The following is a 26,246-nucleotide window of genomic DNA, read 5'->3' on the forward strand; positions in this document are numbered from 1 at the left end:
GACAGATAATGAAGCAAATTTTACAGCAAGTGAAAGAGGAATTAGAAAAGGCATATGATAATCCACAATCCAACAATTTAGATCAATGCCTCCTGCAGCTTCAGGCTGCTAGAGAACAGTATGGTGATAAAGGTAATATGATTGAGAACTGTATTACAGCAGTAACGCAGGCAAGAAATTCGATTGTGGCCTTGGAAAATGCAGGAGATGTTTCTTCTGCCGCATCCTTCGGTCAAGCTTACAATGCTCTTCAAAATGCGATAGAGTCTTACTCTGGTACAGATGATAATCAGTTTGAATGAGGATGTCCAAAAGCATTGCTTTTGGACATCCTTTTTTAGTTTTCTTGGCTTAATGAAAGAATATTTTAATTTGTATAACTAACAAAGACCCCGTGACTCTCCATTGGGTCATTTTTTTGACTTAAAAGGATTAGTTGGTTAATTTATTTAATATTAAAATTAACTTTTTAAATAAAAATATAAATTTTTATAAATATTATTAAGTTTTTTGTTTGAAAATTAAAAGTAATGTTGTATGATATGATTAAATAAAAGAAAGGAGAACAGTATGGCGTATCCTTTACTCACTAGTTGTCCTGTTTGCAGCAAGGCGCTTAAAATTACTAAGCTACAGTGTAATCATTGCCAGACAACGGTAGAAAATGAATTTGAAGTTTCAAGACTGGCAGCTCTCGGTCAGGAACAGCTGCAGTTTATTGAGATTTTTCTTAAATGCCGTGGAAATATCAAAGAGGTCGAGAAGGAGCTCGGCATTTCCTATCCGACTGTCAGAGGAAAATTAGATGAAATCATCTCTGCTCTGGGATATTCCTCTCAAAAGAAACCAGAAGTCGATAAGAAAAAAATTGTATCGTTATTGGAAAAAGGAGAAATTACGGCTGAGAAAGCCATTCAGTTATTAAAAGAGGGGGAAGAATCATGAAGGACGAAATTTCAAGAGTCTTAACGCTGGTCGAGGAAGGTAAGATTGATAAGGAAAAGGCAAGTGAATTAATTACAATCTTACAAGGTAAAGATCAACCAGGGCCAGTGACAATAAAGAAAGAAGCCCCATATGGAACTAAAATGCTAAAGATTCGTGTGACCTCTCAAGAAGGTGATAATGTAAATGTGAATTTACCGATTAATCTGGTAAAGGCTGTTCTAAAAGTGGGTACCAATATTGCAGAAAAGATACCTGAGGCTGAAAAATATGTAAAAGATATTAACGTTGACCTGCTCATTGAAGCCATTGAAAATGAATTGGACGGAGAGATTGTTAACATCACCTCTGCAAATGGGGATAAAGTTTTTGTGGTGATTGAGTAGATTATGTTAAAGGTCAAGGTGAAAGTAAAAGATAAACGATTCTCCATTCCCGTTCCCTATGGTGTTTTAAATTTGGTTAGTTTGATTATTACATCAAAAAAGATTAATCGCTTAATAAATAAAGCAATTGAAAAGGATGGCAGCAAATTCATCTTCCCGGAAATTGAAAGAAAAGATTTGAAGCCGGTGTTGCAGGAATTATCTAAGTACAGTGGAGTGGTCCTTGTTGAAACGATTTTAAAGGATGGAACTGAGGTAGAAGTAAAGCTTTAAATAAAACTTCAAATAAATTCTTTAATGGCGCTTTCACGAATAAGAAGGCGTCTTTTTCTAATCAATCAGATTCTGCGTGGGATTGTAGGCGTAACTGCAGGAAAAAGAAGTGTTCCAGTCTAGTAGAACACTTCAAATCGGTGCTGCTTAATATACATCGAATAAACTGTTGTAATAATCATTGATCTTGTTATAAGATTTCTTTTTTAAAGGATGTTTATTTTTGTACTGAGAAATTGGAAATGATGATAATATCAGAACAGAACTACATAAGAATAGTAAGCACAAAATACCTATTATAATGGACATCTTAGGACCCTCCTTTATTCATTACGAAATCAGTGTAAAGTATGAAACGCGTATCATAGCAAGAAAAAGTTTTTTAAGGAGTTATCACATTGGCAAATATTAAAGATATTGCAAAAGTAGCAGGAGTATCGGTTACAACCGTTTCTCGTGTATTAAATAATCATCCATATGTAAGTAAAGAAAAAAAGGAAGCGGTTCTTCGGGCTGTGGAGGAATACAATTACCAGCGAAATATAAATGCGGTTCATCTAAGCAAAGGACAGACTTTCCTTATAGGGGTTGTCATTCCATTTACCAATCATCCTTATTTTGGCTTGCTTGTTGAAGGGATTGCAAAAGAAGCTGTGAAAAACAATTACAAGTTGGTTCTATTTCAAACCAATTACGAAGAAAATAGAGAAATTGAAGCGTTAGAGATGTTACAGCATAAGCAAATAGATGCACTTATTATCTGTTCAAGAAGTTGCGGATGGGATGTTATAGATGCATATGTGGAATACGGTCCCATCATTTTTTGCGAAGATTCGAGAGGTAGAAATGTATCTTCAACATTCATTGACCATTATAAATGTTTTTTCCATGCATTAGAGTATCTGTATAATAAAGGTTATCAAAAAATTGGCTATTGTGTGGGAAGAAAATCAGGAACCAATAGTAAACAAAGGGAGAAGGCTTACAGAGATTTTTTGAATAAGGTCAACCTGTCATTTGACCCTGATTATATCTTTTATGAATGTCTCAAATTTGAAGATGGGGTAAAAGTGGTACAACAATTAACGAGAATGGACAACCCGCCAACAGCCCTGCTGGTTACCAGTGACATCGTTGCTGCTGGAATGATAACCTACTGCAAGGAAAAAGAAATATTAATACCTGATGACCTTGCTATAATGGGATTCGATAACCATCCGATTGCAAAAATTATGCATATCACAACACTCGAAATTCCTTTGGTTGAAATAGGGGAAAAATTATTTCTTCAAGCAATAGACAGCAGAAATAATTCTCACGAAGAGATAGATGTAAAATTAATTGAACGACAAACTGTATAATATTACTGGGGATTTAATGGTGACTATGATTATGAGTAATAAGCAAAATCCTTGTTGAGCTAGGGCAGTCTAATTAGATATCGTAAGAATAAATAAGAAGCTGAAATATACTTTTCCAGCTTCTTATTTATTCTTACATGATTTTTATACTAATTGGATAAAGGTAAGGTGTTTCAGGTTCATTGATTTTCTTCCAGCCTGTAATTTTAATAAGCGGCAGTTCAGTCCCGTTGTAGGTTGTCACATCTAACACACCTTCTGCTTCAATCCATGTATCATTATCAAGGGATGGAGCCTCAGAAAATTCGGAAAGGAATCCGATTATGCTGGCATCAGCAACACAATGGGTGATTAAAAACCTGGAAATGACAAGCTGGTTTTGGGATAATTCCTTTTCTTTATAAACGAATCCTTTTAATTTAATTTTTTTCCCTTTATATTTACCAACATCCATTCCTATCTCATCGTAAAAAGCGGCATAAACGTAATCGTTCATCTCGATCGTGTTTTTTAGTTCCAACTGTATAACCAGCTCATTATATTCTTCCTCTGAAATTATCCTTTCATCTTCCAAATTAATAGGATCTGAAGGACCATCATCTCCAGAGATTTCTTCCTGACTGTTTATATTTTTTTCGTCCATTTGTGGTGACGTTTCGCCGCCTACCGTGTTTTTTTGTTGTAGAGATGTTTGTTTTTGGTTAGACAAAATCAACATGGCCCCTTTTTTATCGGCTATCGAGGCGTCTAGCACCTTGGGAGAAAGGAAAAATCCGGTTGCCAAGGGGAACATGATGACTAAATAGGCGATTACTTTTTTTGTATTTAAAGGAGTGTCCCCGTGATCGTGGTGACAAGAATGGTCATCGTGATAACAATCATGGTGCCTTTTTTTCTGAGTGGACCATACTCTAGTAATTTGGATAAAAAATAAAATCAAAAAAATGATCGAAGCTATTTGGCTTAATACTTCATATTTTGGATTAATAAACTTGGAAATATCCCCGGTATGATGAAGTTTGAAGAGCAGGGTTGAAAAAGCTAGTAAAATAAATGCTCTAAACGCCTGCTGAAAATGCAATTGCATGCCTTGACCTCCTTAAATAAAGTTCTGTACCAGCATTAATGTAAAAAATACAGTTGAAATGATTAATGCCAACACAACCATAACAAATCTCATTCGAAATACGCTGAGCATCATAATCGTATTTTTTAAGTCCATCATTGGTCCGAAAATTAAAAAGCCAAGGATGGAGGTGAGGGGAAATATACTGCTGAATGAAGCACCTATAAAGGCGTCTGCCTCAGAACAAAGTGATAAAATATAAGCCAGCCCCATCATGACAAGTAATGAGGATGCGGGACCATTTCCGGTTTCTAATAAAGCTTTAGCCGGCATATAGGTTAAATGCTCCTATTACAAGATATTTTCCCATATCAAAAAATTCATCAATCGAATGTGTCAGCATGGACCAAAAACGGTTGGTGAAGGATTGATGTTTCGTTTGTGTAAGGGAGGAGTGTAACGCTATAGGTGCTTTTAGTTGGTTTCCTTTAAATAGCCCGCTTACGGCAAAAGCCACCAAAAGGGCTGTAAGAAAACCTAAACCCATTCGCAATCCAGCCATTTTCACACTGTTTCCAAATGCCATGTAGGTAGAGGCAATGACAACAGGGTTGATAAGGGGACCTGTTAACATAAAGCCAATAGCTGCATGAATCGGGACTCCTTTCGCGATAAGCCTTCGTACGATTGGAACGATTCCACATTCACAGGCAGGAAAAAGCGCCCCAACAATACAACTTACAATGACAGCCATTACTTTGTTTTTAGGAATCCATCTTTGGATATGATCCTCGGTAACAAAGATTTGAATAAAACCTGCAATGAGAACCCCTATTAATACAAAAGGAAGGGCTTCTATTAAAAGACTGAGAAATATGGTGTTTAGATTTAATAGGGACGATGGAAGAGTCAATGGAAGTTTAAATTGGGTACTGAAAGAAAGAAGTAATAGAGCAAGTCCAATCATGAAAAAACCTGTAATATCGATAATATTACTCCGAAGAATGCGAATCATGGTAACCTCCCGATTATATTTAAGTCATTTGTTTCTACATAAATATATTTCGCAGTTAATAGAGTATGAGTAAAATAAATAATAGTTTTTACTAGAAAATCCCTGCCGTAGGAAAGCAGGCAGGGATGTAAGTGGACAAAGGTGTAGTTGATTTTGTTATTGTTAATCGTTCAATGCAGTCTTGATGGTTGCTAAGTTTTGTCTCATAATGCTGAAGTAATCTTCTTTTTGCTTGATATCGTCCTCTGTTAAAGCCTCCAGATTATGAAGAGTAAGAGATTCTGCCCCTATTTCCTTTTGGATGACTTCTGCTACCTTTGGAGATACATTCTGCTCAAAAATGACATACCGAATGCCGTGTTCTGTTGACTCAGTAATGATTTCCTGCAATTCTTTTTGGGAAGGCTCCTGTGTTGGTGATAAGCCTGTTATAGGAATTTCTAGTATGCCATACCGCTTTTCCCAATAGCCATAGGCAGCATGAGCTACTAATATATGTTTCGTTTTCGAGCCCTCGACTGTTTGCTCAAATTCTTGATCCAATTTTTCGAGATCGCTTTTTAATTGATTGAAATTTGCTTCAAACTCTGATGCATGTTCAGGCATTACCTCACTCAATGAATTTTTAATGTTGTTTGCCAGGTCAATAGAAAGTAAGGGATCTAACCATACATGAGGATCCACGTCTCCATGTTCATGTTCTTCTTCCGTATGAGCAGGCTCGCCGGTTTCACCTTCGTCAGCATGTTCCTCCGTATGTGTACTTTCCTCTTCATGGTGTTCCTCTTCAGAATGAGTGGCTTCAATGAGGTCTATTCCTTCCGCCGCTTGAAGAATTTCAACATTTTCCTTTTTCAAGGCTTCAGCAGCTTCCTCTGTAAATCCTTCAATTCCAACTCCTGTATAGATAAATAAATCCGAATTGGCAAGTGCAACCATGTCTTTAGTAGAAGGCTCAAAGGAATGGGCGTCTACATTTGGAGGATAAATACTTTTTACTTTGACGTAACTTCCGCCAATTTTTTTAGTGAAATCTTCAAGCGGATAAATGGTTGTATAGACTGTTAGAGAGTTTTTTTCTTTATTTTCTTCAGTTGTTACAACTTCTTTGGATCCACAACCAGTTAACAAAAGGCTTAAAGTTAGAGCAGAGGTAGATATAAGTGAAGATATTTTCATAGAATTACTCCTTTAATATATTTAAATTTTTATAGAATGCAATAAAACGAAATTGTTACGTTTTACATTCTAAAATAAAACTATGCGTTTGTAAATGAATTTAGGAATCATTTCGATTTATTTTTTTGGGCAAGAAGTTATCGTTCTGCCGCTTGACATTAAAGCGAAATTGGGGTAAAGTGCAAATCGTAATCATTTTGATTTGAGGTTGAAAAATTAGGAGGAAAGTAAAATGCGTGTAAAAATTACTTTGCAATGTACAGAAACTGGCGACAGAAATTATATTACAACGAAGAACAAGCGGAATAATCCGGATAGACTCGAACTAAAGAAATATTCTCCTCGGTTGAAACGCTATACGATACATAGAGAAACAAAGTAAGAAAATGGCGTAGTATAAATGTCCTTTACTGCCTGAGTCATTTCAAGTTAATTAAAATATGTATAAAGTTTAAATCGTAATGATTATTGTTTGTGAATAACAGAAGGGAGATTGATCATGAAAGATACAAGAATTCCGGTAACTGTTTTAAGCGGCTATTTAGGAGCAGGGAAGACCACTTTACTAAATCATATTCTTCAGAACCGAGATGGATTAAGAGTTGCTGTAATTGTCAATGACATGAGTGAAATTAATGTGGATGCAGAATTGGTAAAACAGGGAGGGGGGTTAAACAGAACGGAAGAAAAGCTTGTGGAACTATCAAATGGATGTATATGCTGTACGTTAAGAGAAGACCTTTTAAAAGAAGTGGAAAGACTGGTCGAGATTGGAAATATAAGATTATATTGTGATTGAATCAACAGGTATAAGTGAACCAGTACCTGTTGCACAAACTTTTTCTTACATAGATGAAGAGTTGGGGATTGATCTTACAAAACATTGAAAACTCGATACAATGGTTACAATTGTTGACGCAAACAGGTTTTGGCATGACTTTGCCTCAGGAGATCTCCTTCTGGAAAGAAACCAGGCTGTAGGTGAAGAGGATGAAAGAAGTGTTGCGGACTTATTAATAGACCAAATTGAGTTTTGTGATGTCTTAATCCTTAATAAATGCGATTTGCTTGAAGAGGAACAATTAATTCAACTGGAGGTTTTTTTAAGAAAGTTACAGACTGCAGCGAAGTTTCATCGTTCCATTAGGGGGAATATTCATCCATCAGAGATTTTAAATACCGGTTTGTTTAATTTTCAAGCCGCAAGCGAATCTGCCGGCTGGGTTAAAGAATTGGAAGCGCCTGAGCATACTCCGGAAACGGAAGAGTATGGAATCAGCTCCTTCGTTTATAGAAGTTCGGTCCCATTTCATTCTGCAAGGTTCAATCGCTGGGTGGAAGAAATGCCAGAAGAAATTGTGCGGGCAAAAGGAATCGTATGGTGCGCAACCAAGGAATGACGTAGCTTTATTATTTTCCCAAGCAGGTCCATCGGTGCAATTAGATCCGGTAGCTTATTGGATCGCATCCTTGTCCCCAGAGCAACAAGCCCAATATTTTGAAGAAGACCCGACAGTGAAAGAAGATTGGGATGAAAAGTTTGGAGATCGGAAAAATGAAATCGTTGTGATCGGAATCCACATGGATAAAGAAGTTGTGAAAGCTTCTTTAGATCGCTGTTTATTGACAGAAGAAGAGATGTTACAAGATTGGAATAAAATGGGTGACCCCTTCGTATGGAATATTACTACAGCAGTTAAATAAAATGAACGAGCCTACAATATTTAAATGTAGGCTCATTGATTTTATTTTAGAGCCCGCCCTTTCCATTTTATTCTTGATAAAGAATGCCTACATCTAGCCAATCAAAACATCTCAGGGAGGGATCGAATTGTATAAAGTAAAATTAAGAAAAACTGGAGAATTATACATTCCTAAAACTCTTACTAAAATATTAAATATTAAAGTAGGTGACATGATCAATATATTTATAGATGGTGAAAAAATCGTATTAACAAGTAAAGCAGGGTTTGAAAAAGAAAATAAGTGTACTTATAATCAAAAAGGAACCATTCATATACCGGCAGAAATAAGAAGATTAAATAAAATCAACACAGATGTAGTTTTTACTTTTACAATCGATGAAAAGGAAAAACGGGTAAGCCTTATTCCTGATTTAACAGGTTAAATGAGATTGTAAAGAATGCAATTAAACTATAGGGTGCGAAAAAGTAAAATTTTAAAATCATTGAAATTGGGGGTACCTGAAAATGACTGGAATTGCAAAAACTCCTGAACCACCTTATTATGCAGTAATTTTTTCGTCACAGAGAACTAATGGTGATAACGGTTACGAAAAAATGGCGGAAAAAATGGTAGAGTTAGCTTCTCAGCAAAAAGGATTCTTAGGCGTGGAAAGTGCTCGTGATGAAGGGGTAGGAATTACAGTTTCATATTGGGATTCCTTGGATGCTATTAAGAATTGGAAGGAACACTCAGCCCATCAAATTGCCCAAGATAGAGGTAAAAATGAATGGTACAAGAGCTTCGCGCTAAGAGTTTGTAAGGTTGAAAGGGATAAGTATTACGAAATGTAATCATTCTGGTCTTATCCAACTAAAGTGCTTTTTAAGAAGGTGAAGCGCCCTTTTTTATTGAAGTTAAAGTAGGAATGGGCAGTAATAACCGAGATGAAAATACGGTAACTCACAAATTAAGGGAGACAAAGTATGAAAATCAAAATGATCATTTTTCTAACATCTTCAAAAGAATCAAAAGAAAATAATAGAGCTGGAATAGTAATGAAAACATTTGAATCAACGATTCGCCCTGTTAAAGGCGATATTATTGATGATCCCGGATTTGACTCTAGAATTCATAATGGATATGAGGTTGTAAAAGTTACGATAAATTATGAGAAAAATGAATGCTTTGTATCTCTACATCCACTTGCAATCGAATTAGAGGAAATTAGTATCAATGACTATATAGATAAACTTATAGGAAATGGATGGCGTATTGTTACAAAAGAAAAATTATTAACTTGCTAAATGAGAAAGATATACCGCATTTCAACTATACATATGCCAATGGGTGCGGTTCTAATCAACACAACAAATAGTAATAGTAAAATGATAATATTTATCATAAAACTATACATAAAATGCCATGAGTCTATCTACTTTTAAAAAGACCAGAATAGATTACTAAGAAAACTTGGGAGATGAAAATTGTAATGAAATTAAGTACATTTCCGGTCCTTGAAACAGATAGATTGATTTTAAGGCAAGTAAATACAGATGATGCGGAAAGTGTTTTGAAGTATTTATCTGATAAAGAAGTTATGGAGTACTATGGGTTAGAACCATTTGACTCAATCAATGAAGCTTTAGATGAAATTTCATGGTATAAATCAATATTTGAAAAGAATACAGGAATTCGATGGGGGATTACCATAAAAAATCAAAACGAGGTAATTGGCAGTTGTGGATTTCTTAATAGGGTTCCAAAGCATGATCGTTCTGAAATTGGCTTTGAACTGAGTAAGGATTATTGGGGACAAGGGATTGCAAGTGAGGGTCTTAAAGCTGTATACCAATACGGTTTTGAACAATTGAACTTACAACGGATAGAAGCATTAATTGAACCACCTAATCTATCATCACAGAGGTTGGTAGAAAAGCAAGGATTTGTGAGAGAAGGACTTTTAAGAAATTATGAGTTTACCTGTGGTAAATTTGATGATTTATATATGTATTCATTGTTAAGGAAAGAATTTGATTTAAAAGTAAATACTTAATACATCCTGGTTCGAAAAATATATGTAAATTAAAAAGGGAGGGGAGACCCGCAAAGGCATCTCCCCACCCCCGTAATACAATTCTTATAAGGTAGATTCCCTTTCCAAATAAGAAGACTTTATTTTCGTTTTAGATATCTTCAGATTACCCGCTATAATTCCGCCTAATATTAAAACAACTCCGAGCCATTGGGACATACTTACGTGTTCGGTTAAGACTAGCGCTGATAGAATAACAGCAATCGGAAGTTCAGCGGATGTTAAAATGGTCCCAAGACCTGGTCCGATATGTGGCATACCGATGGTAAATAGGATTGGTGGCAAGACCACCCCTAATAAACCAAGATAAAAACCGTACGGTGCAATTTCCATCAAGACCGATAATTGTAGTAACTCCGTTGGCGGACTTAGTAGGAAAACGGTAATCATGCCCCCAGTGGTAAATAGAGCACTTTTTTGCACAACCGGTGTATCTTTCTCCACACTACTGCTAAGAAAGATAAAAGTGGTATAGGTTAGTGCGGAAAGCATTCCCCACACCGTACCTTGCCATGTCATGCCTCCGCTGCCTTCGGCAATAATTCCTGAAGCAAATATGGAACCAATCACCAAAATAGCTATCGAAACAACCTTCCCCATGCTGGGTTTCCTTTTATAAAAAACCCATTCAAATACGCTGCCAATCCAGACAAATTGAAATAAAAAGATAATCGCAAGCGAAGCGTTAAGTGATTGTAGTGATTGATAATAAAATAGACTCGTTAAACCAAGCGGAATTCCCGATAAAAGTAATTTGCCTATTTTCGGCAGTGTCAGTTTTTTCTTTTTCGAAAAGAGAGCGACGATCCAGATTAAAAGAGTCCCCATTAAGAATTGACTTCCTGTTACCGCTGCGCTAGTAAAACCAGCAGAATAAGCTAACTTTACAAACGTGGATAATGCACCGTAACTGCATCCCCCGAGTAAAACAAGTAGTGCGTAATGCCAAGTTTTCATTTTTATACCCCTTTCATTCTATAAAACATAAAAAGCCACACAGCTATAGTAGCTGTGTGGCGAAAATAGAGATGTCTCTAGAAAAGTCCACTAACAAAAATTTTTTTGTTTTGATTCAATTTACTTTGTTTATTGTAAAATGATTCATCATGAATGTCAATCAATAACTTTTCATGGCAGGATTTCTTCCGTGAAATAATCCAGGACCATACATCCAGCACCCTGTGATACGATGTTGTAGGCAGCAGTTGATTTGATAATCTGAACATGACTTTTTGGATAGTGCATGAGTCGATTCTGTGCAGTTTCAGAGACCTCTTCGTAAAAAAGAGGTTTCGGCACCAGTGTTCCTCCACAGACAACAATATCCGGTCGCAAAAGGAAAATCAGGTTGCTAAGGCCGATGCCAAAATAATAAGCTGCATCCTTCACTACCTCAAGACAAAGAGGGTCTTCTTGCTCTAGAGCATGTAAAATATGATGAAAATCGATATCTTCCACATCATTAACCTTATCTTGAAGGTAGGAAACATGTCCACGCTTCAGCCGACGGACCACTTCGTTACGGATTGCTGGTAAGCTGCTATAAGCTTGTAGACAACCATACGATCCGCATGAGCAACGCCGTCCGTGTAGATCCACTACCATATGTCCCATGGCATCATCCATCTCCATGTTAGTACGAACCAATCTACCTTGTAAGATGGTACCGCAACGAATTCCCATATCACTTGAGACAAAAACTAAATTATCTGTTTGTTTCCAATAGTTTTTACGGTATTCAGCTAATGCTGCCAGATTTGTTCCGTTTTCTATGAATACATGTGTATGATTTTTTTGTTGTAAATAATCAACGATGTTAAGATTATCCCAGCCCCCTGCAGGAAAAAGGTTTGGCTTTCTGATAGCCCCAGTTACTATATCAATGGGATCAAGAACCCCAATTCCCATTCCCAGCAATTTCTCTCTTTGTATGTTGTGTTTAGATATTAGCTCCTCGGCACATCGGGATACAAAATTTAATGTGTACTCTCCTGTGCATTGTGAATCCATTCTTAATTTTTCTACGTCTACGATATCTAAGTTTAAATCCAGGAGCAGTACGGTGGTGTATAAGTTGGTGATTTCTACACCAATTACATAATAAGGGTCAGGCTTGATGACATACATCAGTGGTTTACGTCCTCCGCTAGATTCCCCAATACCACTATCGTAGATCAGTCCTCCCTGAACAAGCTCGTCCAGTAAACGTGTACATGTCACATGTTTGTATCCGGTTATTTCTGTCAGTGTATTAATCCTGACTGGTCCTAACTTACGAACTAGGCTATATAAAAGTTTTAGGCTTTTTATTTTAGGTGATGGTAAGCCTTCAAATTGCTTTAACATATACTTCCTCCAAAATGAATAAGGGTTATTTTATATTTTAGCTGATTCATTCATAAAGGAGAAGGTAATATAACGAACTTTCTTCTGTTTTTGAAAAAAAGAAGCCTAATAAAAAGTGATTAATAATTTATTAGAAGATAATTTTTATAACCTTTTTTTCAAAATGATTTTTAGTGATTTACATTTGTATCAAAATCTATTAAACTTTCTTTATAAATTGTTATGAAAAAAGGAGATTTTTCTTATGCATAAAATGCAAGATATATTAGAAGCTAGAGATTTCATCATGAGTAAGACTGGCAATCATCCAACAATTGGGATGATTTTAGGATCAGGATTAGGAAAGCTTGCAGATGAAATCACGAACCCTGTCACCATTCCTTATAGCGAGATTCCTCACTTTGCAAAATCTGAAGCAATCGGCCATGCAAACGAATTAGTAATTGGGGAATTAATGGGAAAAACCGTAGTGGCGATGAAGGGACGTTTTCATTATTATGAAGGATTTACGTTAGATGAAGTTACTTTTCCAGTACGGGTAATGAAGGCACTGGGTGTAGAGAATCTACTCATCACCAATGCATGTGGTGCAATCAATACAAGCTTCAACCCAGGAGATTTAATGTTAATCACGGATCATATCAATTTAGTCGGTACAAATCCATTGATTGGGCCAAATAATAATGAATTAGGAACCCGTTTCCCTGATGTTTCTCAAGTATATAATCGTGAATTACGAAATATTGCGGCTAATGTTGCAAAAGAACAAAACATCACCTTACAACAGGGAGTTTATGCTTGGTGGAGCGGACCAGCTTACGAAACTCCAGCTGAGATCCGTATGATTCGCACATTAGGAGCGGATGCTGTTGGGATGTCAACTGTCCCAGAGGCGATTGTAGCGATTCATGGAGGTATGAAAGTTCTTGGTATTTCCTGTTTAACCAATATGGCATGTGGGATTCTCGATCAACCATTAAGTCATGATGAAGTCATTGAAGTGGCTGCTATGGTAAGAGAGAAATTTATTAAACTAGTTAAGGAAACCATTATAAGAATGTAATAACATATATTTTCATGCTGACTTTTTATTATCATGATAAAAAGTCAGCTGAAGATATACACGATAGGTACTTGGTAAAAATCTATCAGGAATTTAAGCAACAAGTTTTAGCCCAATGGCTGCACCTAAAATTAAGGCAATACATCCAATCCTTCTCCAATCTTTTGATTCGCCGTAAATCAAAATTCCTAATAGTGCACCACCGGCTGAGCCAATTCCTGTCCATATTGCATAAGCCGTCCCCATTGGCAGAGTGTTCATTGCGTAGGCAAGAAAAAGAAAACTAGCTCCAAACCCGAGAATTAATAGTAATAAGGATTGCCAATTACGCCTGTTATTCAATTTATTTATTGTTACAACACCAAATGCTTCAAATAATCCTGCTAAGATTAATGATATCCACGCCATTAGGACTCAGCTCCTTCTTGAGTATCATCTTTTGTTAATAATTTCAATCCAAGAACACCGGCTAGTAAAAGTAAAATTAACATAATCTTTTCCACCTTGATGGATTCTCCAAAGAATATGATTTCTGACAGGACGGTTCCTGCTGTCCCCAATCCTACAAAAACGGCATATACCGTACCGACGGGAAGTTTCCGGCCAGCCATTATAATTAAATAGAAACTTACAATAATTGAGACCACGGTTCCTGTCCAAGACCAAAAGCCATTTGCATGTTTTAGACCAATCACCCAAAATACTTCAAAAAATGCCCCAATAAACACTTTCATCCAATTCGCATTCATTATCTATTACCTCCATTAATAATTAATTAAATACAAAAAAAGCCTGAGAGATCACTGTTAAACAGTATCTCCCAGGCTTTTATCCTTCCGTGACACAGCAGAGCTGTGAGTTTTCTCTCGGACCAGACCAGCCCAATGGCTGCGGAACCCTAGAAAACATTTACGTATATACAATTACCCTAGATTATATACATATTTAAATATTTTTCAAGCGTAAAATATGGAAGACGAGCGCATAGGCAGCGTGTTTCTGGTACTAAATGATTTATGTTTTCGGTAACAGAATATCCACAGACTTTAGAAAAATAATCCATTAAACTTAGGTAAAGTAATATCGTATAAAAATAAAACAGGGAGGGTTTTTATATGCATTTTAAAAACTTAGAAAATGCAGAAGTCTGTTCAGTGATTTTTATTAGAGATTATTTACAGTTTTATTTTGAAGGAGAACAGACCACTGGAACCCTAACTTTTTATACATTTCCACTTTTACAAGTCGATGGCAATGTCTATGAAAGTGAGACTGTAGGGTACAGAGATGCTTTGTGTTCTTTTATTAATCACCAAGTAAAAAAATTTAATGTAAACAGTGGCCAAAATATCATCCTTACATTTGATAACGATAATTCGTTAGAGATTTCATTAAAAAAGGAAAGCTTAAATGGACAAGAGGCTGCGATGCTTCGGATTGAAAACCAGATAAATGTTTGGTGAAAGAGGGTAACAAAGAGTCGGAACTGCGGCTCTTTTTTCCTTTTCACTACTAGGCAGGATGGTTTAACTGCAGTCTAAACGATGCTTTTAATAGAGCAAATAGTGGCGGACTTGCAGATTTAGCAGGCAGTTTAGGTTGGAAAGGTACGGGTATTCTGATTCTAGTAATCATAATTGGAGTGATAATTGCTTCAATCTTCTAAAAGTAGCGGATGTAAAAAAGCATCCTTTTCTTATTCGAATTACGGGCAAGTTAGTTTAAAAAAAGTACGAATAATCTTTTGTAAAAAGGAAAATCATTATGCTGGCAAATGTAGTGAGAACAAATGAGGAGCTGTTCTAAACTAGTGGGGTTATTTCGATTTATTTTTGTATGTGTGAGTTTTACGATTATTGGTTTTATTGCAGTTTTAATAGTAGGAATTACATTTTCTGTGTGGGGACTAACATTAAATTCGTTTGCAGAGTATTTATTACAATTTCTCATTTTGTTTTTTGGGATAAGTGAGTTCGGTGTGAAAAAAGGCTTCAAAAATATAAATAATGATTTTCCTAATTAAAACACCTTTATCTAAATCAAAAGGCATTATTTTATTATTGGGAAGTTTAGCTATTATTTTCCAATTAATAACGCTTGGGTTTAGATCCAAGCGTTGATAGGAAGTATTAATTTGTTATTTAGTATGCTATCTGTTTGCATAATATACTTACTGTTAAAGATTATCTGTATTGATTCTTGGGATATTCGATTCAAGTTCCGCTGCTGCCCTAGCATTATCATTATGTCGATCGTTTTCGTATTTATCTAATTTACTATCTGTTTCTATAGGTTTGGAAGTTTTCTTTTTGTCAGCCACCTTATCACCTCCTACGGATAATATGTCCAACTAAAAAAAGCTTACTCAAAGAGTAAGCTTAACCTCTATAAACACTATCACATGTTCCAGATATTGGTTCATAAAAACAATGTTCTTTAAATTGACCAGTATGAGGTTGATCGTACCATGTAGGAGGACACCCTGGCGCCGTTGGATTAAAATACCAAAGAGCATATTTCGCAGGATGATCTCTCCAACTATTTATATTTTGTTGTGCTAATCTTCTTTCAGAAGCTCTTGATCTTTGATAAAATACATTCCCTTTTTGCACTGCTTCAAAAGAATAATTTCCTCCTTGTATTTGAAATATTACATCATGAATAGTGGTTACATCTTTGAAATCTAAGCATTGTGCTACAACACGATTTATTATTACATTTCCAACATATAACATTCCTTGCTGTCCTTCGCCTTCTGCTTCCGCTCTCATCATTCTTGCCATTTCATCTACTTCATGACTTCTAGCCCTTACTCTTGGCATTTCATCACCTCCCCAAAATATAGTATGAAAAAAAGCCTACATTCATGTCATTGTTTATATAATAAGAATACTGCCAAAACAGACATCCAATTAATTGCCAGAAACACTATGGGTAAGATTCATCTTGAAAGGCTGAAGCAGTTGTTTTATCAGGCAGACAAGCCTATCATCCCCACAGACCCAGAAAGGACTATGTTTGTTAACGTTAATGACTATAAATACTTACTGTAGATAATGCTTCTACAAAGATAGTAAACTGACATTTTTCGTATCTTTGCTTGTTGTGCAAACGGGCCGGTTTTTAACGAAGTTATGAAGGAATTCTGTATTTATAAAATTTTGGAAATGTTATAATAAAAATGTAACTAATTGGAATTTTACAAAAAACACATAGGGACGTGTTAATTATGAAGAATTTAATTATCGGACTTAGTATCGTGGTGATCGCTTTTTTAATTTCTATGTTTTCAAGCAATTACACTTTATTTTATAAAATAACAGGGGCTGTCGGAATTATCTCACTGATATTAGGTGCTTTGTTATCTGGAGCATTCTTGGATGGGGATAGGTTAGGTAGAAATCTACAATCTGAATCAAAAGAAGATAGAAAACAAAGATTTTCACAAACTAATTCTATATTGTTAATAGGATTACCTAATTTATTAATTGCAGCGGTTTGCTTTTTTCTAATGAAATAGATTAATGAAAAACAGTTAAATAAATCTTTCGTTATGGACCAAGAGTTAATTGTATATTAATCGTAAAGGGAGTGGAGAAATATAAAAAAGAATTTTACAGTAATGTTTTTGTTCCTATTTATGGCATTTATTGCTGGTGGATTAGCATTAAAGAATACTTTTGACTATTCAATGATAGTTGGAGTTGGGTTAGGAACCATCTTTCTATTATCCTCCGCATTTTTTGCAGGAAAAAGTAAAAGCCAATTAAAGGCACAGTAATTCAAATCGCTGTGTCTTTTAGTTTGTTGTGATCCACTCTGTAAAATTTTTACGTGTGTATAAATAAATTCCCTAAAGCCTGGAAATAAAGAGAAGGAGCTTTAACTAATCAAGAAGGTTAATGGAATAATAATATTTCAAGTCAATTAAAGATAATTCAATTTAAGGAATTCAATAGGGAGATTAATATATGATTGATTTCGGTTGGCTTAACATAGGCAGTCTCGTGCTTGGACTAATTGCTTGGGTACTTCCTGTTGTGAATCTTCTGCGAAACAAAAAGCAGGAGAATAAGAAATGGGTTGTTCTTTCCTTCATAAGCAGCAGTGCTTGCGCTATTGCGATATGTTTTCAGATTTTCTACAACTATTATTTGGTGAAAATTGAGGATTGGTCTGCTCTTATGGACACAATAGGTGCTGTGGCATTCGCCTCAGCAGTGCTTATTATCGTAACAATCTTTTTAAATGCACTTACTTTTACTTTAAATCGTGAAAGAACTGCAAAGTAAGTTCTCATACATGTGAATGCAGGCTATTGTTGATTTCACTCCTTCATCTATTTAGGGTAATACTAAATATACATTTGGGTTTGGAGTAACCTCTTCCAATTTAGGCAAAAGTCTGATGAATATTCAGTAATGGGGAAAAATGACAGAGAGGATTGAAAAAATTAAAAATCATATTCTTGACTGTCAATTGGTTGGAAATGAAAAGAGAGGGGTCCCTATTTGATAAATAGTAGAATAAATCTAAAGGTTGATGAATTTTTAAGTAATGCAAAAAAGTGGCAGGAAGAAATGGAAAAATTGAGGACGATCATTCTTGACTGTGGGCTGACAGAAGAATTGAAATGGCGCAAACCATGTTATACGTTTCAGGAAAGTAACATTGTTATCATCCAAGATTTTAAAGAATATTGTGCGCTTATGTTTTTCAAAGGTGTCTTATTAAAGGACACAAAAGCGATTTTAACCAAACCTGGGGAGAATTCGCAGACGCAACGCCAGATTCGGTTCACCAATGTTCGAGATATAGATGAGATGGAACCCATTTTGAAAGACTATATTTATGAAGCCATTGAAGTGGAAAAAGCCGGTTTGGATGTGAATGTTAAAAAGAGCACAGAATTAATAATTCCTGACGAACTTCAACATAAATTCGCTGAAATCCCTGCCTTGAAAACTGCTTTTGAAGCATTAACACCTGGACGGAAAAGAGCATACATTCTTTATTTTTCGCAAGCCAAACAATCCAAAACTCGAGAGTCCAGGGTAGAAAAATATATGCAGCAGATTCTCGATGGAAAGGGATTAAATGATTAGTAACGCGTTCGGTTATTATCGGGAAAATATTAAATAACTACATAATCGTGGGCAAGTGTTGTGATTCTAAGGTAGTTTGCAATATAGCTAGTTACCTATTTAAGCGAAGGGAATTGGAAAATTTATGCTATAACATTTTAAGGGGGAGAGTTATTTTGAAAAAAAGAATGTATACATTTTTAGCAGCAGTTTTATTCGCTTCGCTTTTTTTAGTTAGCTGTACGGAAAAAACAGGAACGAAAACTCAAGATGAAAATATACGGACCATTGAAGCTGTATTACAGAATAGTCTAAACGGCCCAAGTGATGAATTGAATCGAATGTTGGAAGGTGAGGGGTTTGGAGATTTAATAAAATATGAGGAAGACCTGTATAAAGATTATTTTGCAAATGAGGCGTCTTACCTGGAGTTCGTAAATAATTACGCTTCAACATTAATGATTGAACCGAGGAGAAATGATTACAAACTAAAGGTCAAAAACATCGAATATGAGAAAACGGAATCAAAAGAAATCATTTATAATTTCTCAGTAGTATTACAGTACAAAAAAGAAGGCAGTGAAAAATCACAAGTTGAAATAGTGACTGGGCAAGCGAATTTAAATGAAGAACATAAAATAGAAGATATGTTAATTCGGATTAACGACTTTTTGGGTTCTTTGGATAATTAGGTAAATTCTAAAGTCAGTCAAAAAACGCTCAGATTCAATTCTGAGCGTTTTTATATTAGATTGATAATTCGCTGTTGAAATATTGTTTTTGAGGAATTATTGCCGGCTTGACCAAATCAAAAACCACGAAATTTTTATTCGTTATATACATATACCTCTTCCTGGAATCTTTTTTTTTATAATTTAATAGGTAATTGTGCTGAAATATACTGGATAAATTCACGTACTGCAGGTGAAGCATGTTTTCTTTTTTTTGATATAAATCCTAAATTCCAAGGGATGCTAGGATTTTTAATGGAAATCACTTTGATCAAATCTTGATTCATTTTTTTTGCGATGGGTTTTGGACAAATCGAAATGCCTATGTTTTCGCCAATCATTTCACTAATAAAACCCCACTCTGCAATTTCATAGGCAATTTTCGGACGAAAACCTGCTTGCAGGCACTCTTGAATAATGAGGTTATAAATAAGTTCTTGGTTAAATAATATAAAATTTTCATTTTTTAATTCTCTCAATTCAACTTTTTCCCTTTGTGCGAATGGATGGGTAGTATGGACGAAAAGCGACAGTTCTTCATAAACAAAGGGAGTCACATCAAACTCCTTTTCATCCACCGGCAGCATGACCACACCAAAATCCTATATTCCGTCTCTGACATCCCGTTTAACACTATTTGAATCATCTTCAAAGATATTTAGTTTTATATCAGGGTACAGATTATTGAACCCTTTAATGAACAAGAGATATTAAACTTATTAAAAGTAAGTACTGGTGATAGCTGGGTAGTTAGAAATTGGAGTGATGTTTCTGAGTGGACCGTAGACACTGCCTTGGCTGTTTTACTTAAAGACTTAAAAGCAGCTTACAACGAAGGGCTTAAACACAATGTAAACTTACCATTCAATGCCTTATCATCTACACAATTATTTGACTCTATGGGTAAAGAGAAACCAAAAGCCTGGTAATGGAATAAAAATTCATTATACAATCTCTCTAATAGGAAAGTGTTCTGTGTTGAACAGAATGCTTTCCTTGTTTATTTTGCGTGAACTTTCATGAAGGGAGAGGTGATATTGACGTCCTCTCTTCAGATTGTGAAAATAACTAAAATGAAAGAACAGTAAAAAACTCCAACTTCACATAAGTTCATTTTGTTGAAGCATACTGAAATAGAAAGGAGGCGACATGGATAAGTTTCAAGAAATAGAAAAGCACTATGTACAGTTACGAAAGTTGTGGTTAGATTACTGGACTCAAGAAGTTGTTTTTACTTATCAATGGTGGATTATGATTTTTACTGTAATTATTCCTTTTTTCCTGTGGTGGAAATTGGTAGATAAAACTCGAATAAGAGAAATAAGTTTGGTTGGACTCATTGTATCTTGTATTGCATTCACATTAGACCAAGTTGGTTCCTCACTAGGTTTTTGGACTTATCCATTCACCTTAACACCTTTAGAAAGAGACTTATGGGCAGTTGCTGATTTTTCTGTGATGCCATTTTTTTATATGATGCTTTATCAGTGGTTCCCAAAGTGGAAAACATACATAGTAGGGTTGATCATATTTTCATTTTTCGCTGCATTTGTCGGGGAAACAATTTTCCAATGGCTGGGGATTTATGAATTGTTAAAGTGGAAGCACATATACTCTGTGCCACCCTATATTTTACTGGGCGTTTTTGTAAAAGCCATACTACAAAAGCTCAAAACCATTGAGACAATTTCGAAAGGTAAAGAATAACATCCTTGTTTGAATAAAGGGCAGCTATAATACGTTAAGGGATATAATGAATGAGCCGAAACTATGCAAGTATTTTTTGCATAGTTTCGGTTTTGAAATTCATTTAATGGCCAATTATAGACAATAGAAGAGGGAAGTAATTTTGAAAAATTTAGAGGCAATAATACTGAAAAAGACATGATTAGATATAAAGATATGGTACTACAGAGATAAATATCATCTCTATTCGCAAAAAGACCAAAGCCGTGTAAGCCTTGGTCTCTTTAAGTTTGTTTAATTAGCAAATTGGCATATCCAAACTTTCCGTTATGATGCACGTTGATGTAAATATGTTTGAAAATGATGATTAGATTCTTTCCTTTGTAACATCCGTACAAAAATATTATTAGCCAAAAGTGAAACGATGATAAATACCGTACCAAAGAGATCAAACATGGTGACAGGATTCCCTTGAAAAATCGAAATTAAAAGTGTTGTAACGGGAACAAAGTTAATGAACAACAGTCCATTTAATGGTGATAATATACTCACACCGATATTCCAACCAAGCAGCGCAATGACGCCAGGGAATATAATCATAAACAATAAATGCGGGCTTACTGCTTTAATGTTACTTTCTAATGGAAGTGATATATATCCGAAGAGCGTTGCCCCTACTACAAGAACAACGGCAGTAATTGTTCCAAGTAAACAGCTTAATGTAGAATACCGTAAAACGGACCAACCGCTAAACTCACTACCACCCATCGTGTAAATCACCCATCCAATAACTGCCATTAATATGAGTATGAAAGGTATAATATGATCTGTTGCACCAAGAAATGCTTGAATATTACCCTTCGTAATCACTAACATGGCACCTATAAATGACACGAGCACACAGATTAATGTGAATAAATGGGGGCGTTTTTTTAAAATCGCCCATACAATCACAATGGAAATCATAGGCATAAGTGACTCCATTATGGAGGCCACCATCACTCCTGATTCACCTAATAAATCTTCTCCCCAGAAGATGAATAGATTATAGACTGTAAACGCCATTGTACCAAAAAACCACAACTTAAGACCTTTTCCTTCCAATCGAAAAGCCTTCTTTCCTTCTTTCCAAAGCAGTATTGGCAGTAAGATAAGTGTTACAGCTCCATAACGAATGATTGTAAAATAAAAAGGATCAATATATTTAAAAGCTGCATGTGCGACAGGAAACATTGCTCCCCATGAAGCTGCAGCAATAAAACATAATATAGCTCCTACTAATACATTGTTTTTCAATTTCTATTACCTCTCCTTCGCCAAAAATAACTTATTTATCATCTATCTTTTTGGTAATCTTGTAAAATGAATGTTTATAATGATTTCCATCATTTTTTTTGATATCATAATAATGAGTATGAATACGTTAAAGGCGTTGAGGAATAGTGGAATTTAAGGACTTAGAGATTTTTCAGATGGTGGCGGAAAAAGGAACAATCACAGAAGTGGCAAAAGAGTTTAGATATGTGCAATCCAATATTACCTCGAGAATTCAAAAACTCGAAACTGAGTTAAATACCCCGTTGTTTAACCGGCATCGCCGTGGTATGAGTTTGACACCTGAAGGAAAGAAACTCCTAACTTATAGTAAAAAAATATTATTGTTAACAGATGAAATGAAAAAAGCCGTTCAAAATAAAGAGGAACCGCATGGGAAATTAGAAATTGGAACGATTGAAACAGTCATTCATTTACCTGATATATTATCCAGGTACATTAAGAAATATAAGAATGTTGATTTATCACTATTTACTGGAGTCACCGAAACATTAGAGGAAGAAGTATTAAATCATAAGTTGGACGGAGCGTTTGTGACAGAATCAGAGTTTCATCCCGATCTTGTATCGCATGAAGTGTTTCAAGAGGAGCTTGTCTTAATCTCCGATATGCGCGCCTCCACATTAGAAGAGTTAAATGGGCAGCCTATTTTATGTTTTAGCGAGGGTTGTGGATACCGTGCACGTCTTAAAGCGTGGTATAAAGACCAAAACATAACACCTCAAAAAATAATGGAGTTCGGTACATTAGAAACTATCTTGCGTAGTGTTGCGATGGGTCTTGGTATTACATTTGTTCCAAAGTCAACTGTCACCCATATGGAACAAAGTGGACTCATCCAATGTCATTCACTTCCGGATCAATACAGTAAGATTAAAACCGTTTTTATAAGAAGAGCCGATACGTACTTAACTTCAACCATTGAAAAATTCATCGAAACAATTGAAACGAATAAATAAGCATTGAATAACTGAAAAAATAGGAATGTTTAATAAATCCCTAAATTTTCCACACACATACGAATGGTATCATTTAACAACGATTAAGGTGACAGGCACCGTCCAGCAAAATGGATGGTGCCTGTCACTTTTTATGCTAAATGGTGGATAATCGGGGGGGTTTTTCCAGGTGTTTAAAAAGATATGGACCATTATTTTTAAATACTATTAAGTTGGACGTGTTCAGCGAATCTGTCAACAAATAACCATTACGATATCGCTTTCATTCAAAATACGAATAATAAATAAATATTTATATAAATTGTTCGTATTTTGGTGAAAATATTTGCTTGTCACCGGTAAAAATATAGGATATTATAATCAAAAGACAAACGATAGGGGTTGTGTTAGGTGTTTGGTACCCAGACAAAAAAGATTATGTTACTTGGTTCAGGAGAACTTGGAAAAGAAACGATTATTGAGGCTCAGCGTCTTGGACTTGAGACGATTGCTGTTGACCGTTATGAAAATGCTCCGGCCATGCAGGTGGCCCATCGTTTTTATGTGGTGGACATGCTTGATGGCGAAAAACTTCGTAGAGTGATAGAACAAGAGAAACCAGATTTGGTGGTTCCTGAAATTGAGGCGATTGCAACAGAAACACTAGTGGAACTCGAAAAAGAAGGTTTCCGTATCGTTCCGACAGCGAATGCCGTGAACTTAACGATGGATAGGGAAGGCATCCGCCGATTGGCTAGCGAGGAACTGGGGCTTCCAACCGCGAAGTACGCTTTTGCGGACACACTTTACGACCTAAGGAATGCCGTACAGAAAATTGGGACTCCCTGCGTTATAAAACCCATTATGAGTTCTTCTGGAAAAGGGCAAACGATTTGCCGTTCCATGGAGGATGTAGAATGGTCTTGGAATGAGGCGATGGCAGGTGGAAGAGGTAAGAAAGCCCGTATGATTGTGGAGGAATTTATCCATTTTGAATCTGAAATCACGCTGTTAACTGTACGCTCCGCTTCCGGCACAACCTTTTGTGCACCTATTGGACACGTGCAAAAAGATGGTGACTATATTGAATCCTGGCAGCCGCATGACATGTCAGAGGCACAAATCCTAGAGGCGCAGGATATCGCCAAAAAAATCACCGATGCGCTTGGCGGCTACGGAGTTTTTGGAGTGGAATTATTCCTTTCGGCTCAAGGTGTCTATTTTAGTGAAGTGTCCCCACGGCCGCATGACACGGGGATGGTTACAATGGTAACCCAAGATTTATCGGAGTTTGCCTTACATGTAAGGGCGATTTTAGGCTATCCGATTCCAGATGTTCAGCTAGTGAAACCAGGTGCAAGTCATACGATTAAGGCCACACAAGAAAGTAAGACGTACCAACTAACTGGAATCGCGAACAGCTTAGCTGTTCCACATACTCAGGTTCGGGTATTTGGAAAACCAGAAACAAAAGTGGGACGACGGATGGCGGTTGTGTTAAGCAACGGAGAATCTCCAAATGAGGCTAGAGAACGAGCGCAGATAGCAGCTTCTAAATTGATGTTAACCTATGAAGAATAACTTTTTAGAATCAACAAGACAATACAATATGGAAAGAGGGATGGTTGATGCATACAAAAAATCGTTGGTTAATCGCTCTTTCAGCGGTTGGCATACATATTTCGATTGGTTCGGTTTATGCATGGAGTGTTTTCACAAAACCACTTCAACAAGAAATGGGCTGGGGATTAAAGCAAATATCCTTTACATTTAGCTTGGCTATTCTTTTCTTAGGATTATCTGCAGCCTTTTTAGGGCATTTTGTCGAGAAGTTTGGTCCAAGAGCAGCCGGAACACTAAGTGCTGTGTTTTTTGGAACTGGAGTAGCTGGGGCAGGTTTTGCGATACAAGTAGAATCATTGCTATTACTGTATTTATTTTATGGAATGATCGCAGGTATTGGGTTGGGAGTTGGATACATTACACCGGTTTCTACGCTGGTAAAATGGTTCCCAGATAGAAGAGGTCTTGCTACTGGACTAGCGATTATGGGATTTGGATTTGCTGCCTTACTCAGCAGTCCGATTATGAATCATTTAATCGTACAATATGGAATTTCTAACACCTTCTATTTACTAGGAGCGGCTTACTTCATTATTATATTTTGTTCTGCCCAATATCTTGCACCTCCGAAAGCGGGCTGGGTACCTAAAGGGATGGAGGCAGCTCAAAAATCAGGTGGTATGAAAGTAAAAGAGGATTTGCGTCAGTTAACCGCCAATCAGGCAGTCAAAACAAGACAGTTTTGGGCTTTATGGTTGATGTTGTTTATCAATGTTACCTGTGGAATTGCGATTCTTTCTGTTGCATCGCCGATGGCTCAAGAACTAGTAGGAATGTCTGCAGCAGGGGCAGCAACAATGGTTGGGATTATGGGGTTATTTAATGGAGGCGGAAGGATTGTTTGGGCGACCATCTCTGATTATATCGGAAGACCAAATGTCTACACATTATTCTTTGCTTTTCAAATTGTTGCCTTTTTTATGCTTCCAAATATAACAGTGGGAATCCTGTTTTCAATAATTGTTTATATGATTATGACCTGTTACGGAGGAGGTTTTTCCTCGATACCTGCCTATATCGGCGATTTGTTTGGAACCAAGCAGCTTGGGGCGATTCATGGGTATATTTTGACTGCATGGGCAGCAGCCGGTTTAGCGGGACCGATCTTTGTATCCTGGGTCAGGGAAACAACCGGAAGCTATCAGGGGACATTGGTCATTTTTTCAGGAATCTTTATTGTCGCTCTAACGGTTTCGCTCCTTATCCGTCTTGATATCAGGAAAATAAGGGCTATGAGCGAAAATCAACTGATGAAAAATGCGGGGAATTTTTAGGAAGTGATGTTAGCAAAAAGCTGCCAATTAAGGCAGCTTTTTCTGTACAACTAGGAAATTTGAAGCGGCAGACTCTGAAGCATATTACGTGTAAAATACACGCATAACTCCTATACTATACGAGAAAACGAATTGGAGGGACTAGTATGCATATAGAAATGTG

General features: G+C 36.2%; 30 protein-coding genes, 3 pseudogenes and 1 riboswitch. Of the genes and pseudogenes, 22 read left to right on the forward strand and 11 right to left on the reverse strand.

What is annotated here, in order from left to right:
* The first annotated feature begins 8 nt into the window (after nucleotides 1-8).
* The 5 genes from ACIQAA_RS22915 to ACIQAA_RS22935 all read left to right on the forward strand — a co-directional run bounded on the left by ACIQAA_RS22915 (nucleotide 9) and on the right by ACIQAA_RS22935 (nucleotide 2,965).
* On the forward strand, nucleotides 9-302 hold the full coding sequence (locus ACIQAA_RS22915; RefSeq protein ID WP_402624136.1) for a hypothetical protein: 294 nt from the start codon (nucleotides 9-11) through the stop codon (nucleotides 300-302).
* Between the two features lie 268 nt (nucleotides 303-570).
* Nucleotides 571-945: a DUF2089 domain-containing protein gene (locus ACIQAA_RS22920; RefSeq protein ID WP_402624138.1), complete on the forward strand. Its 375-nt coding sequence runs from the start codon at nucleotides 571-573 to the stop codon at nucleotides 943-945.
* Nucleotides 942-1,331, forward strand: coding sequence for an SHOCT-like domain-containing protein (locus ACIQAA_RS22925; RefSeq protein ID WP_402624139.1), 390 nt, complete (start codon nucleotides 942-944; stop codon nucleotides 1,329-1,331). The genes ACIQAA_RS22920 and ACIQAA_RS22925 overlap by 4 nt, the downstream gene beginning before the upstream one ends.
* A 3-nt stretch (nucleotides 1,332-1,334) precedes the next feature.
* Nucleotides 1,335-1,604, forward strand: coding sequence for a hypothetical protein (locus tag ACIQAA_RS22930; RefSeq protein WP_402624142.1), 270 nt, complete (start codon nucleotides 1,335-1,337; stop codon nucleotides 1,602-1,604).
* Between the two features lie 398 nt (nucleotides 1,605-2,002).
* The gene (locus ACIQAA_RS22935; RefSeq protein ID WP_402624144.1) at nucleotides 2,003-2,965 is read left to right on the forward strand and encodes a LacI family DNA-binding transcriptional regulator; all 963 of its coding nucleotides are present in this window, start codon (nucleotides 2,003-2,005) and stop codon (nucleotides 2,963-2,965) included.
* 133 nt (nucleotides 2,966-3,098) lie between these two features.
* Here the strand turns inward: ACIQAA_RS22935 and ACIQAA_RS22940 are convergent, their stop codons facing one another.
* From ACIQAA_RS22940 to ACIQAA_RS22950, 3 genes and pseudogenes are all read right to left on the reverse strand, one after another.
* Nucleotides 3,099-4,052: a TIGR03943 family putative permease subunit gene (locus tag ACIQAA_RS22940; RefSeq protein ID WP_402624146.1), complete on the reverse strand. Its 954-nt coding sequence runs from the start codon at nucleotides 4,050-4,052 to the stop codon at nucleotides 3,099-3,101.
* 12 nt (nucleotides 4,053-4,064) lie between these two features.
* A pseudogene (locus ACIQAA_RS22945) lies at nucleotides 4,065-5,046 on the reverse strand (permease).
* A gap of 162 nt (nucleotides 5,047-5,208) precedes the next feature.
* Nucleotides 5,209-6,225 (reverse strand): metal ABC transporter solute-binding protein, Zn/Mn family, encoded by a 1,017-nt coding sequence (locus ACIQAA_RS22950; RefSeq protein ID WP_402624149.1) that lies wholly within the window; start codon nucleotides 6,223-6,225, stop codon nucleotides 5,209-5,211.
* Between the two features lie 232 nt (nucleotides 6,226-6,457).
* On the opposite strand from ACIQAA_RS22950, the gene rpmG reads away from it, so the two are divergent.
* From rpmG to ACIQAA_RS22980, 6 genes and pseudogenes are all read left to right on the forward strand, one after another.
* On the forward strand, nucleotides 6,458-6,607 hold the full coding sequence (rpmG, locus tag ACIQAA_RS22955) for a 50S ribosomal protein L33 (protein ID WP_221831072.1): 150 nt from the start codon (nucleotides 6,458-6,460) through the stop codon (nucleotides 6,605-6,607).
* Between the two features lie 117 nt (nucleotides 6,608-6,724).
* Nucleotides 6,725-7,929, forward strand: a pseudogene (locus ACIQAA_RS22960) (GTP-binding protein).
* Nucleotides 7,930-8,056: 127 nt separating this feature from the next.
* The gene (locus ACIQAA_RS22965) at nucleotides 8,057-8,353 is read left to right on the forward strand and encodes an AbrB/MazE/SpoVT family DNA-binding domain-containing protein (protein ID WP_402624152.1); all 297 of its coding nucleotides are present in this window, start codon (nucleotides 8,057-8,059) and stop codon (nucleotides 8,351-8,353) included.
* A gap of 82 nt (nucleotides 8,354-8,435) precedes the next feature.
* A complete protein-coding gene (locus ACIQAA_RS22970) occupies nucleotides 8,436-8,762 on the forward strand; it encodes an antibiotic biosynthesis monooxygenase family protein (RefSeq protein ID WP_402624155.1) in 327 nt (108 codons plus the stop codon).
* Nucleotides 8,763-8,894: 132 nt separating this feature from the next.
* Nucleotides 8,895-9,215: a hypothetical protein gene (locus ACIQAA_RS22975; RefSeq protein ID WP_402624158.1), complete on the forward strand. Its 321-nt coding sequence runs from the start codon at nucleotides 8,895-8,897 to the stop codon at nucleotides 9,213-9,215.
* 185 nt (nucleotides 9,216-9,400) lie between these two features.
* On the forward strand, nucleotides 9,401-9,964 hold the full coding sequence (locus ACIQAA_RS22980) for a GNAT family N-acetyltransferase (RefSeq protein WP_402624160.1): 564 nt from the start codon (nucleotides 9,401-9,403) through the stop codon (nucleotides 9,962-9,964).
* A gap of 84 nt (nucleotides 9,965-10,048) precedes the next feature.
* Here the strand turns inward: ACIQAA_RS22980 and ACIQAA_RS22985 are convergent, their stop codons facing one another.
* Nucleotides 10,049-10,960 carry an EamA family transporter gene (locus ACIQAA_RS22985; protein ID WP_402624162.1) on the reverse strand — a complete coding sequence of 304 codons (912 nt, stop codon included), beginning with the start codon at nucleotides 10,958-10,960 and terminating at the stop codon, nucleotides 10,049-10,051.
* 171 nt (nucleotides 10,961-11,131) lie between these two features.
* Nucleotides 11,132-12,223, reverse strand: a complete 1,092-nt coding sequence (locus tag ACIQAA_RS22990; RefSeq protein ID WP_402624165.1) for an ROK family protein — start codon at nucleotides 12,221-12,223, stop codon at nucleotides 11,132-11,134.
* A 370-nt stretch (nucleotides 12,224-12,593) separates the two neighbouring features.
* Between ACIQAA_RS22990 and ACIQAA_RS22995 the strand changes: the two genes are divergently transcribed.
* The gene (locus tag ACIQAA_RS22995; RefSeq protein WP_402624168.1) at nucleotides 12,594-13,412 is read left to right on the forward strand and encodes a purine-nucleoside phosphorylase; all 819 of its coding nucleotides are present in this window, start codon (nucleotides 12,594-12,596) and stop codon (nucleotides 13,410-13,412) included.
* A 93-nt stretch (nucleotides 13,413-13,505) separates the two neighbouring features.
* Here the strand turns inward: ACIQAA_RS22995 and ACIQAA_RS23000 are convergent, their stop codons facing one another.
* Both ACIQAA_RS23000 and ACIQAA_RS23005 read right to left on the reverse strand, forming a co-directional pair.
* Nucleotides 13,506-13,820, reverse strand: a complete 315-nt coding sequence (locus ACIQAA_RS23000) for a DMT family transporter (protein ID WP_402624169.1) — start codon at nucleotides 13,818-13,820, stop codon at nucleotides 13,506-13,508.
* A complete protein-coding gene (locus ACIQAA_RS23005; protein WP_402624172.1) occupies nucleotides 13,820-14,161 on the reverse strand; it encodes a DMT family transporter in 342 nt (113 codons plus the stop codon). The genes ACIQAA_RS23000 and ACIQAA_RS23005 overlap by 1 nt, the downstream gene beginning before the upstream one ends.
* Nucleotides 14,162-14,227: 66 nt before the next feature.
* Nucleotides 14,228-14,325: riboswitch (guanidine-I (ykkC/yxkD leader) on the reverse strand.
* A 202-nt stretch (nucleotides 14,326-14,527) separates the two neighbouring features.
* On the opposite strand from ACIQAA_RS23005, the gene ACIQAA_RS23010 reads away from it, so the two are divergent.
* A complete protein-coding gene (locus ACIQAA_RS23010; RefSeq protein WP_402624173.1) occupies nucleotides 14,528-14,875 on the forward strand; it encodes a hypothetical protein in 348 nt (115 codons plus the stop codon).
* 71 nt (nucleotides 14,876-14,946) lie between these two features.
* A pseudogene (locus ACIQAA_RS23015) lies at nucleotides 14,947-15,078 on the forward strand (DUF6366 family protein); the annotation flags it as partial.
* A 510-nt stretch (nucleotides 15,079-15,588) separates the two neighbouring features.
* On the opposite strand, the gene ACIQAA_RS23020 reads toward ACIQAA_RS23015, so the two are convergent.
* Both ACIQAA_RS23020 and ACIQAA_RS23025 read right to left on the reverse strand, forming a co-directional pair.
* Nucleotides 15,589-15,732 (reverse strand): hypothetical protein, encoded by a 144-nt coding sequence (locus ACIQAA_RS23020; protein ID WP_402624176.1) that lies wholly within the window; start codon nucleotides 15,730-15,732, stop codon nucleotides 15,589-15,591.
* Nucleotides 15,733-15,790: 58 nt separating this feature from the next.
* Complete coding sequence (locus ACIQAA_RS23025) at nucleotides 15,791-16,234, reverse strand: cell wall hydrolase (protein WP_402624178.1); 444 nt, start codon at nucleotides 16,232-16,234, stop codon at nucleotides 15,791-15,793.
* Between the two features lie 407 nt (nucleotides 16,235-16,641).
* Between ACIQAA_RS23025 and ACIQAA_RS23030 the strand changes: the two genes are divergently transcribed.
* From ACIQAA_RS23030 to ACIQAA_RS23045, 4 genes are all read left to right on the forward strand, one after another.
* Nucleotides 16,642-16,932: a DUF5316 domain-containing protein gene (locus ACIQAA_RS23030; RefSeq protein ID WP_402624181.1), complete on the forward strand. Its 291-nt coding sequence runs from the start codon at nucleotides 16,642-16,644 to the stop codon at nucleotides 16,930-16,932.
* Between the two features lie 451 nt (nucleotides 16,933-17,383).
* The gene (locus ACIQAA_RS23035; RefSeq protein ID WP_402624183.1) at nucleotides 17,384-17,704 is read left to right on the forward strand and encodes a hypothetical protein; all 321 of its coding nucleotides are present in this window, start codon (nucleotides 17,384-17,386) and stop codon (nucleotides 17,702-17,704) included.
* Between the two features lie 219 nt (nucleotides 17,705-17,923).
* Nucleotides 17,924-18,517, forward strand: coding sequence for a YdeI/OmpD-associated family protein (locus ACIQAA_RS23040; RefSeq protein WP_402624186.1), 594 nt, complete (start codon nucleotides 17,924-17,926; stop codon nucleotides 18,515-18,517).
* Nucleotides 18,518-18,672: 155 nt separating this feature from the next.
* Entirely contained in the window at nucleotides 18,673-19,188 is a 516-nt protein-coding gene (locus ACIQAA_RS23045; protein ID WP_402624188.1) for a hypothetical protein, read from the forward strand.
* 176 nt (nucleotides 19,189-19,364) lie between these two features.
* Here ACIQAA_RS23045 and ACIQAA_RS23050 read toward each other — a convergent pair whose 3' ends face one another.
* Nucleotides 19,365-19,820 (reverse strand): LysR substrate-binding domain-containing protein, encoded by a 456-nt coding sequence (locus ACIQAA_RS23050; RefSeq protein WP_402624190.1) that lies wholly within the window; start codon nucleotides 19,818-19,820, stop codon nucleotides 19,365-19,367.
* Between the two features lie 556 nt (nucleotides 19,821-20,376).
* Here ACIQAA_RS23050 and ACIQAA_RS23055 point away from each other — a divergent pair.
* Nucleotides 20,377-20,934 carry a CBO0543 family protein gene (locus ACIQAA_RS23055; RefSeq protein WP_402624193.1) on the forward strand — a complete coding sequence of 186 codons (558 nt, stop codon included), beginning with the start codon at nucleotides 20,377-20,379 and terminating at the stop codon, nucleotides 20,932-20,934.
* 306 nt (nucleotides 20,935-21,240) lie between these two features.
* On the opposite strand, the gene ACIQAA_RS23060 is transcribed toward ACIQAA_RS23055, so the two are convergent.
* Nucleotides 21,241-22,209: a DMT family transporter gene (locus ACIQAA_RS23060; RefSeq protein ID WP_402624194.1), complete on the reverse strand. Its 969-nt coding sequence runs from the start codon at nucleotides 22,207-22,209 to the stop codon at nucleotides 21,241-21,243.
* Between the two features lie 146 nt (nucleotides 22,210-22,355).
* Between ACIQAA_RS23060 and ACIQAA_RS23065 the strand changes: the two genes are divergently transcribed.
* The 3 genes from ACIQAA_RS23065 to ACIQAA_RS23075 all read left to right on the forward strand — a co-directional run bounded on the left by ACIQAA_RS23065 (nucleotide 22,356) and on the right by ACIQAA_RS23075 (nucleotide 26,083).
* Nucleotides 22,356-23,207, forward strand: coding sequence for a LysR family transcriptional regulator (locus ACIQAA_RS23065; protein WP_402624197.1), 852 nt, complete (start codon nucleotides 22,356-22,358; stop codon nucleotides 23,205-23,207).
* Nucleotides 23,208-23,624: 417 nt separating this feature from the next.
* Entirely contained in the window at nucleotides 23,625-24,767 is a 1,143-nt protein-coding gene (gene purT, locus ACIQAA_RS23070) for a formate-dependent phosphoribosylglycinamide formyltransferase (protein ID WP_402624481.1), read from the forward strand.
* 47 nt (nucleotides 24,768-24,814) lie between these two features.
* Nucleotides 24,815-26,083, forward strand: a complete 1,269-nt coding sequence (locus ACIQAA_RS23075) for an L-lactate MFS transporter (protein WP_402624199.1) — start codon at nucleotides 24,815-24,817, stop codon at nucleotides 26,081-26,083.
* Nucleotides 26,084-26,246 lie beyond the last annotated feature (163 nt).

This window comes from Neobacillus sp. NPDC093182 (assembly GCF_044754045.1).

Excerpts from the sequence above, each read along its gene's own strand:
- ACIQAA_RS22915 (WP_402624136.1), top strand. The coding sequence starts at position 9 with ATGAAGCAAATTTTACAGCAAGTGAAAGAGGAATTAGAAAAGGCATAT.
- ACIQAA_RS22920 (WP_402624138.1), top strand. The coding sequence starts at position 571 with ATGGCGTATCCTTTACTCACTAGTTGTCCTGTTTGCAGCAAGGCGCTT.
- ACIQAA_RS22925 (WP_402624139.1), top strand. The coding sequence starts at position 942 with ATGAAGGACGAAATTTCAAGAGTCTTAACGCTGGTCGAGGAAGGTAAG.
- ACIQAA_RS22930 (WP_402624142.1), top strand. The coding sequence starts at position 1,335 with ATGTTAAAGGTCAAGGTGAAAGTAAAAGATAAACGATTCTCCATTCCC.
- ACIQAA_RS22940 (WP_402624146.1), bottom strand. The coding sequence starts at position 4,052 with ATGCAATTGCATTTTCAGCAGGCGTTTAGAGCATTTATTTTACTAGCT.
- ACIQAA_RS22950 (WP_402624149.1), bottom strand. The coding sequence starts at position 6,225 with ATGAAAATATCTTCACTTATATCTACCTCTGCTCTAACTTTAAGCCTT.
- rpmG (WP_221831072.1), top strand. The coding sequence starts at position 6,458 with ATGCGTGTAAAAATTACTTTGCAATGTACAGAAACTGGCGACAGAAAT.
- ACIQAA_RS22970 (WP_402624155.1), top strand. The coding sequence starts at position 8,436 with ATGACTGGAATTGCAAAAACTCCTGAACCACCTTATTATGCAGTAATT.
- ACIQAA_RS22975 (WP_402624158.1), top strand. The coding sequence starts at position 8,895 with ATGAAAATCAAAATGATCATTTTTCTAACATCTTCAAAAGAATCAAAA.
- ACIQAA_RS22980 (WP_402624160.1), top strand. The coding sequence starts at position 9,401 with ATGAAATTAAGTACATTTCCGGTCCTTGAAACAGATAGATTGATTTTA.
- ACIQAA_RS22985 (WP_402624162.1), bottom strand. The coding sequence starts at position 10,960 with ATGAAAACTTGGCATTACGCACTACTTGTTTTACTCGGGGGATGCAGT.
- ACIQAA_RS22995 (WP_402624168.1), top strand. The coding sequence starts at position 12,594 with ATGCATAAAATGCAAGATATATTAGAAGCTAGAGATTTCATCATGAGT.
- ACIQAA_RS23000 (WP_402624169.1), bottom strand. The coding sequence starts at position 13,820 with ATGGCGTGGATATCATTAATCTTAGCAGGATTATTTGAAGCATTTGGT.
- ACIQAA_RS23005 (WP_402624172.1), bottom strand. The coding sequence starts at position 14,161 with ATGAATGCGAATTGGATGAAAGTGTTTATTGGGGCATTTTTTGAAGTA.
- ACIQAA_RS23010 (WP_402624173.1), top strand. The coding sequence starts at position 14,528 with ATGCATTTTAAAAACTTAGAAAATGCAGAAGTCTGTTCAGTGATTTTT.
- ACIQAA_RS23025 (WP_402624178.1), bottom strand. The coding sequence starts at position 16,234 with ATGCCAAGAGTAAGGGCTAGAAGTCATGAAGTAGATGAAATGGCAAGA.
- ACIQAA_RS23030 (WP_402624181.1), top strand. The coding sequence starts at position 16,642 with ATGAAGAATTTAATTATCGGACTTAGTATCGTGGTGATCGCTTTTTTA.
- ACIQAA_RS23035 (WP_402624183.1), top strand. The coding sequence starts at position 17,384 with ATGATTGATTTCGGTTGGCTTAACATAGGCAGTCTCGTGCTTGGACTA.
- ACIQAA_RS23055 (WP_402624193.1), top strand. The coding sequence starts at position 20,377 with ATGGATAAGTTTCAAGAAATAGAAAAGCACTATGTACAGTTACGAAAG.
- purT (WP_402624481.1), top strand. The coding sequence starts at position 23,625 with ATGTTACTTGGTTCAGGAGAACTTGGAAAAGAAACGATTATTGAGGCT.
- ACIQAA_RS23075 (WP_402624199.1), top strand. The coding sequence starts at position 24,815 with ATGCATACAAAAAATCGTTGGTTAATCGCTCTTTCAGCGGTTGGCATA.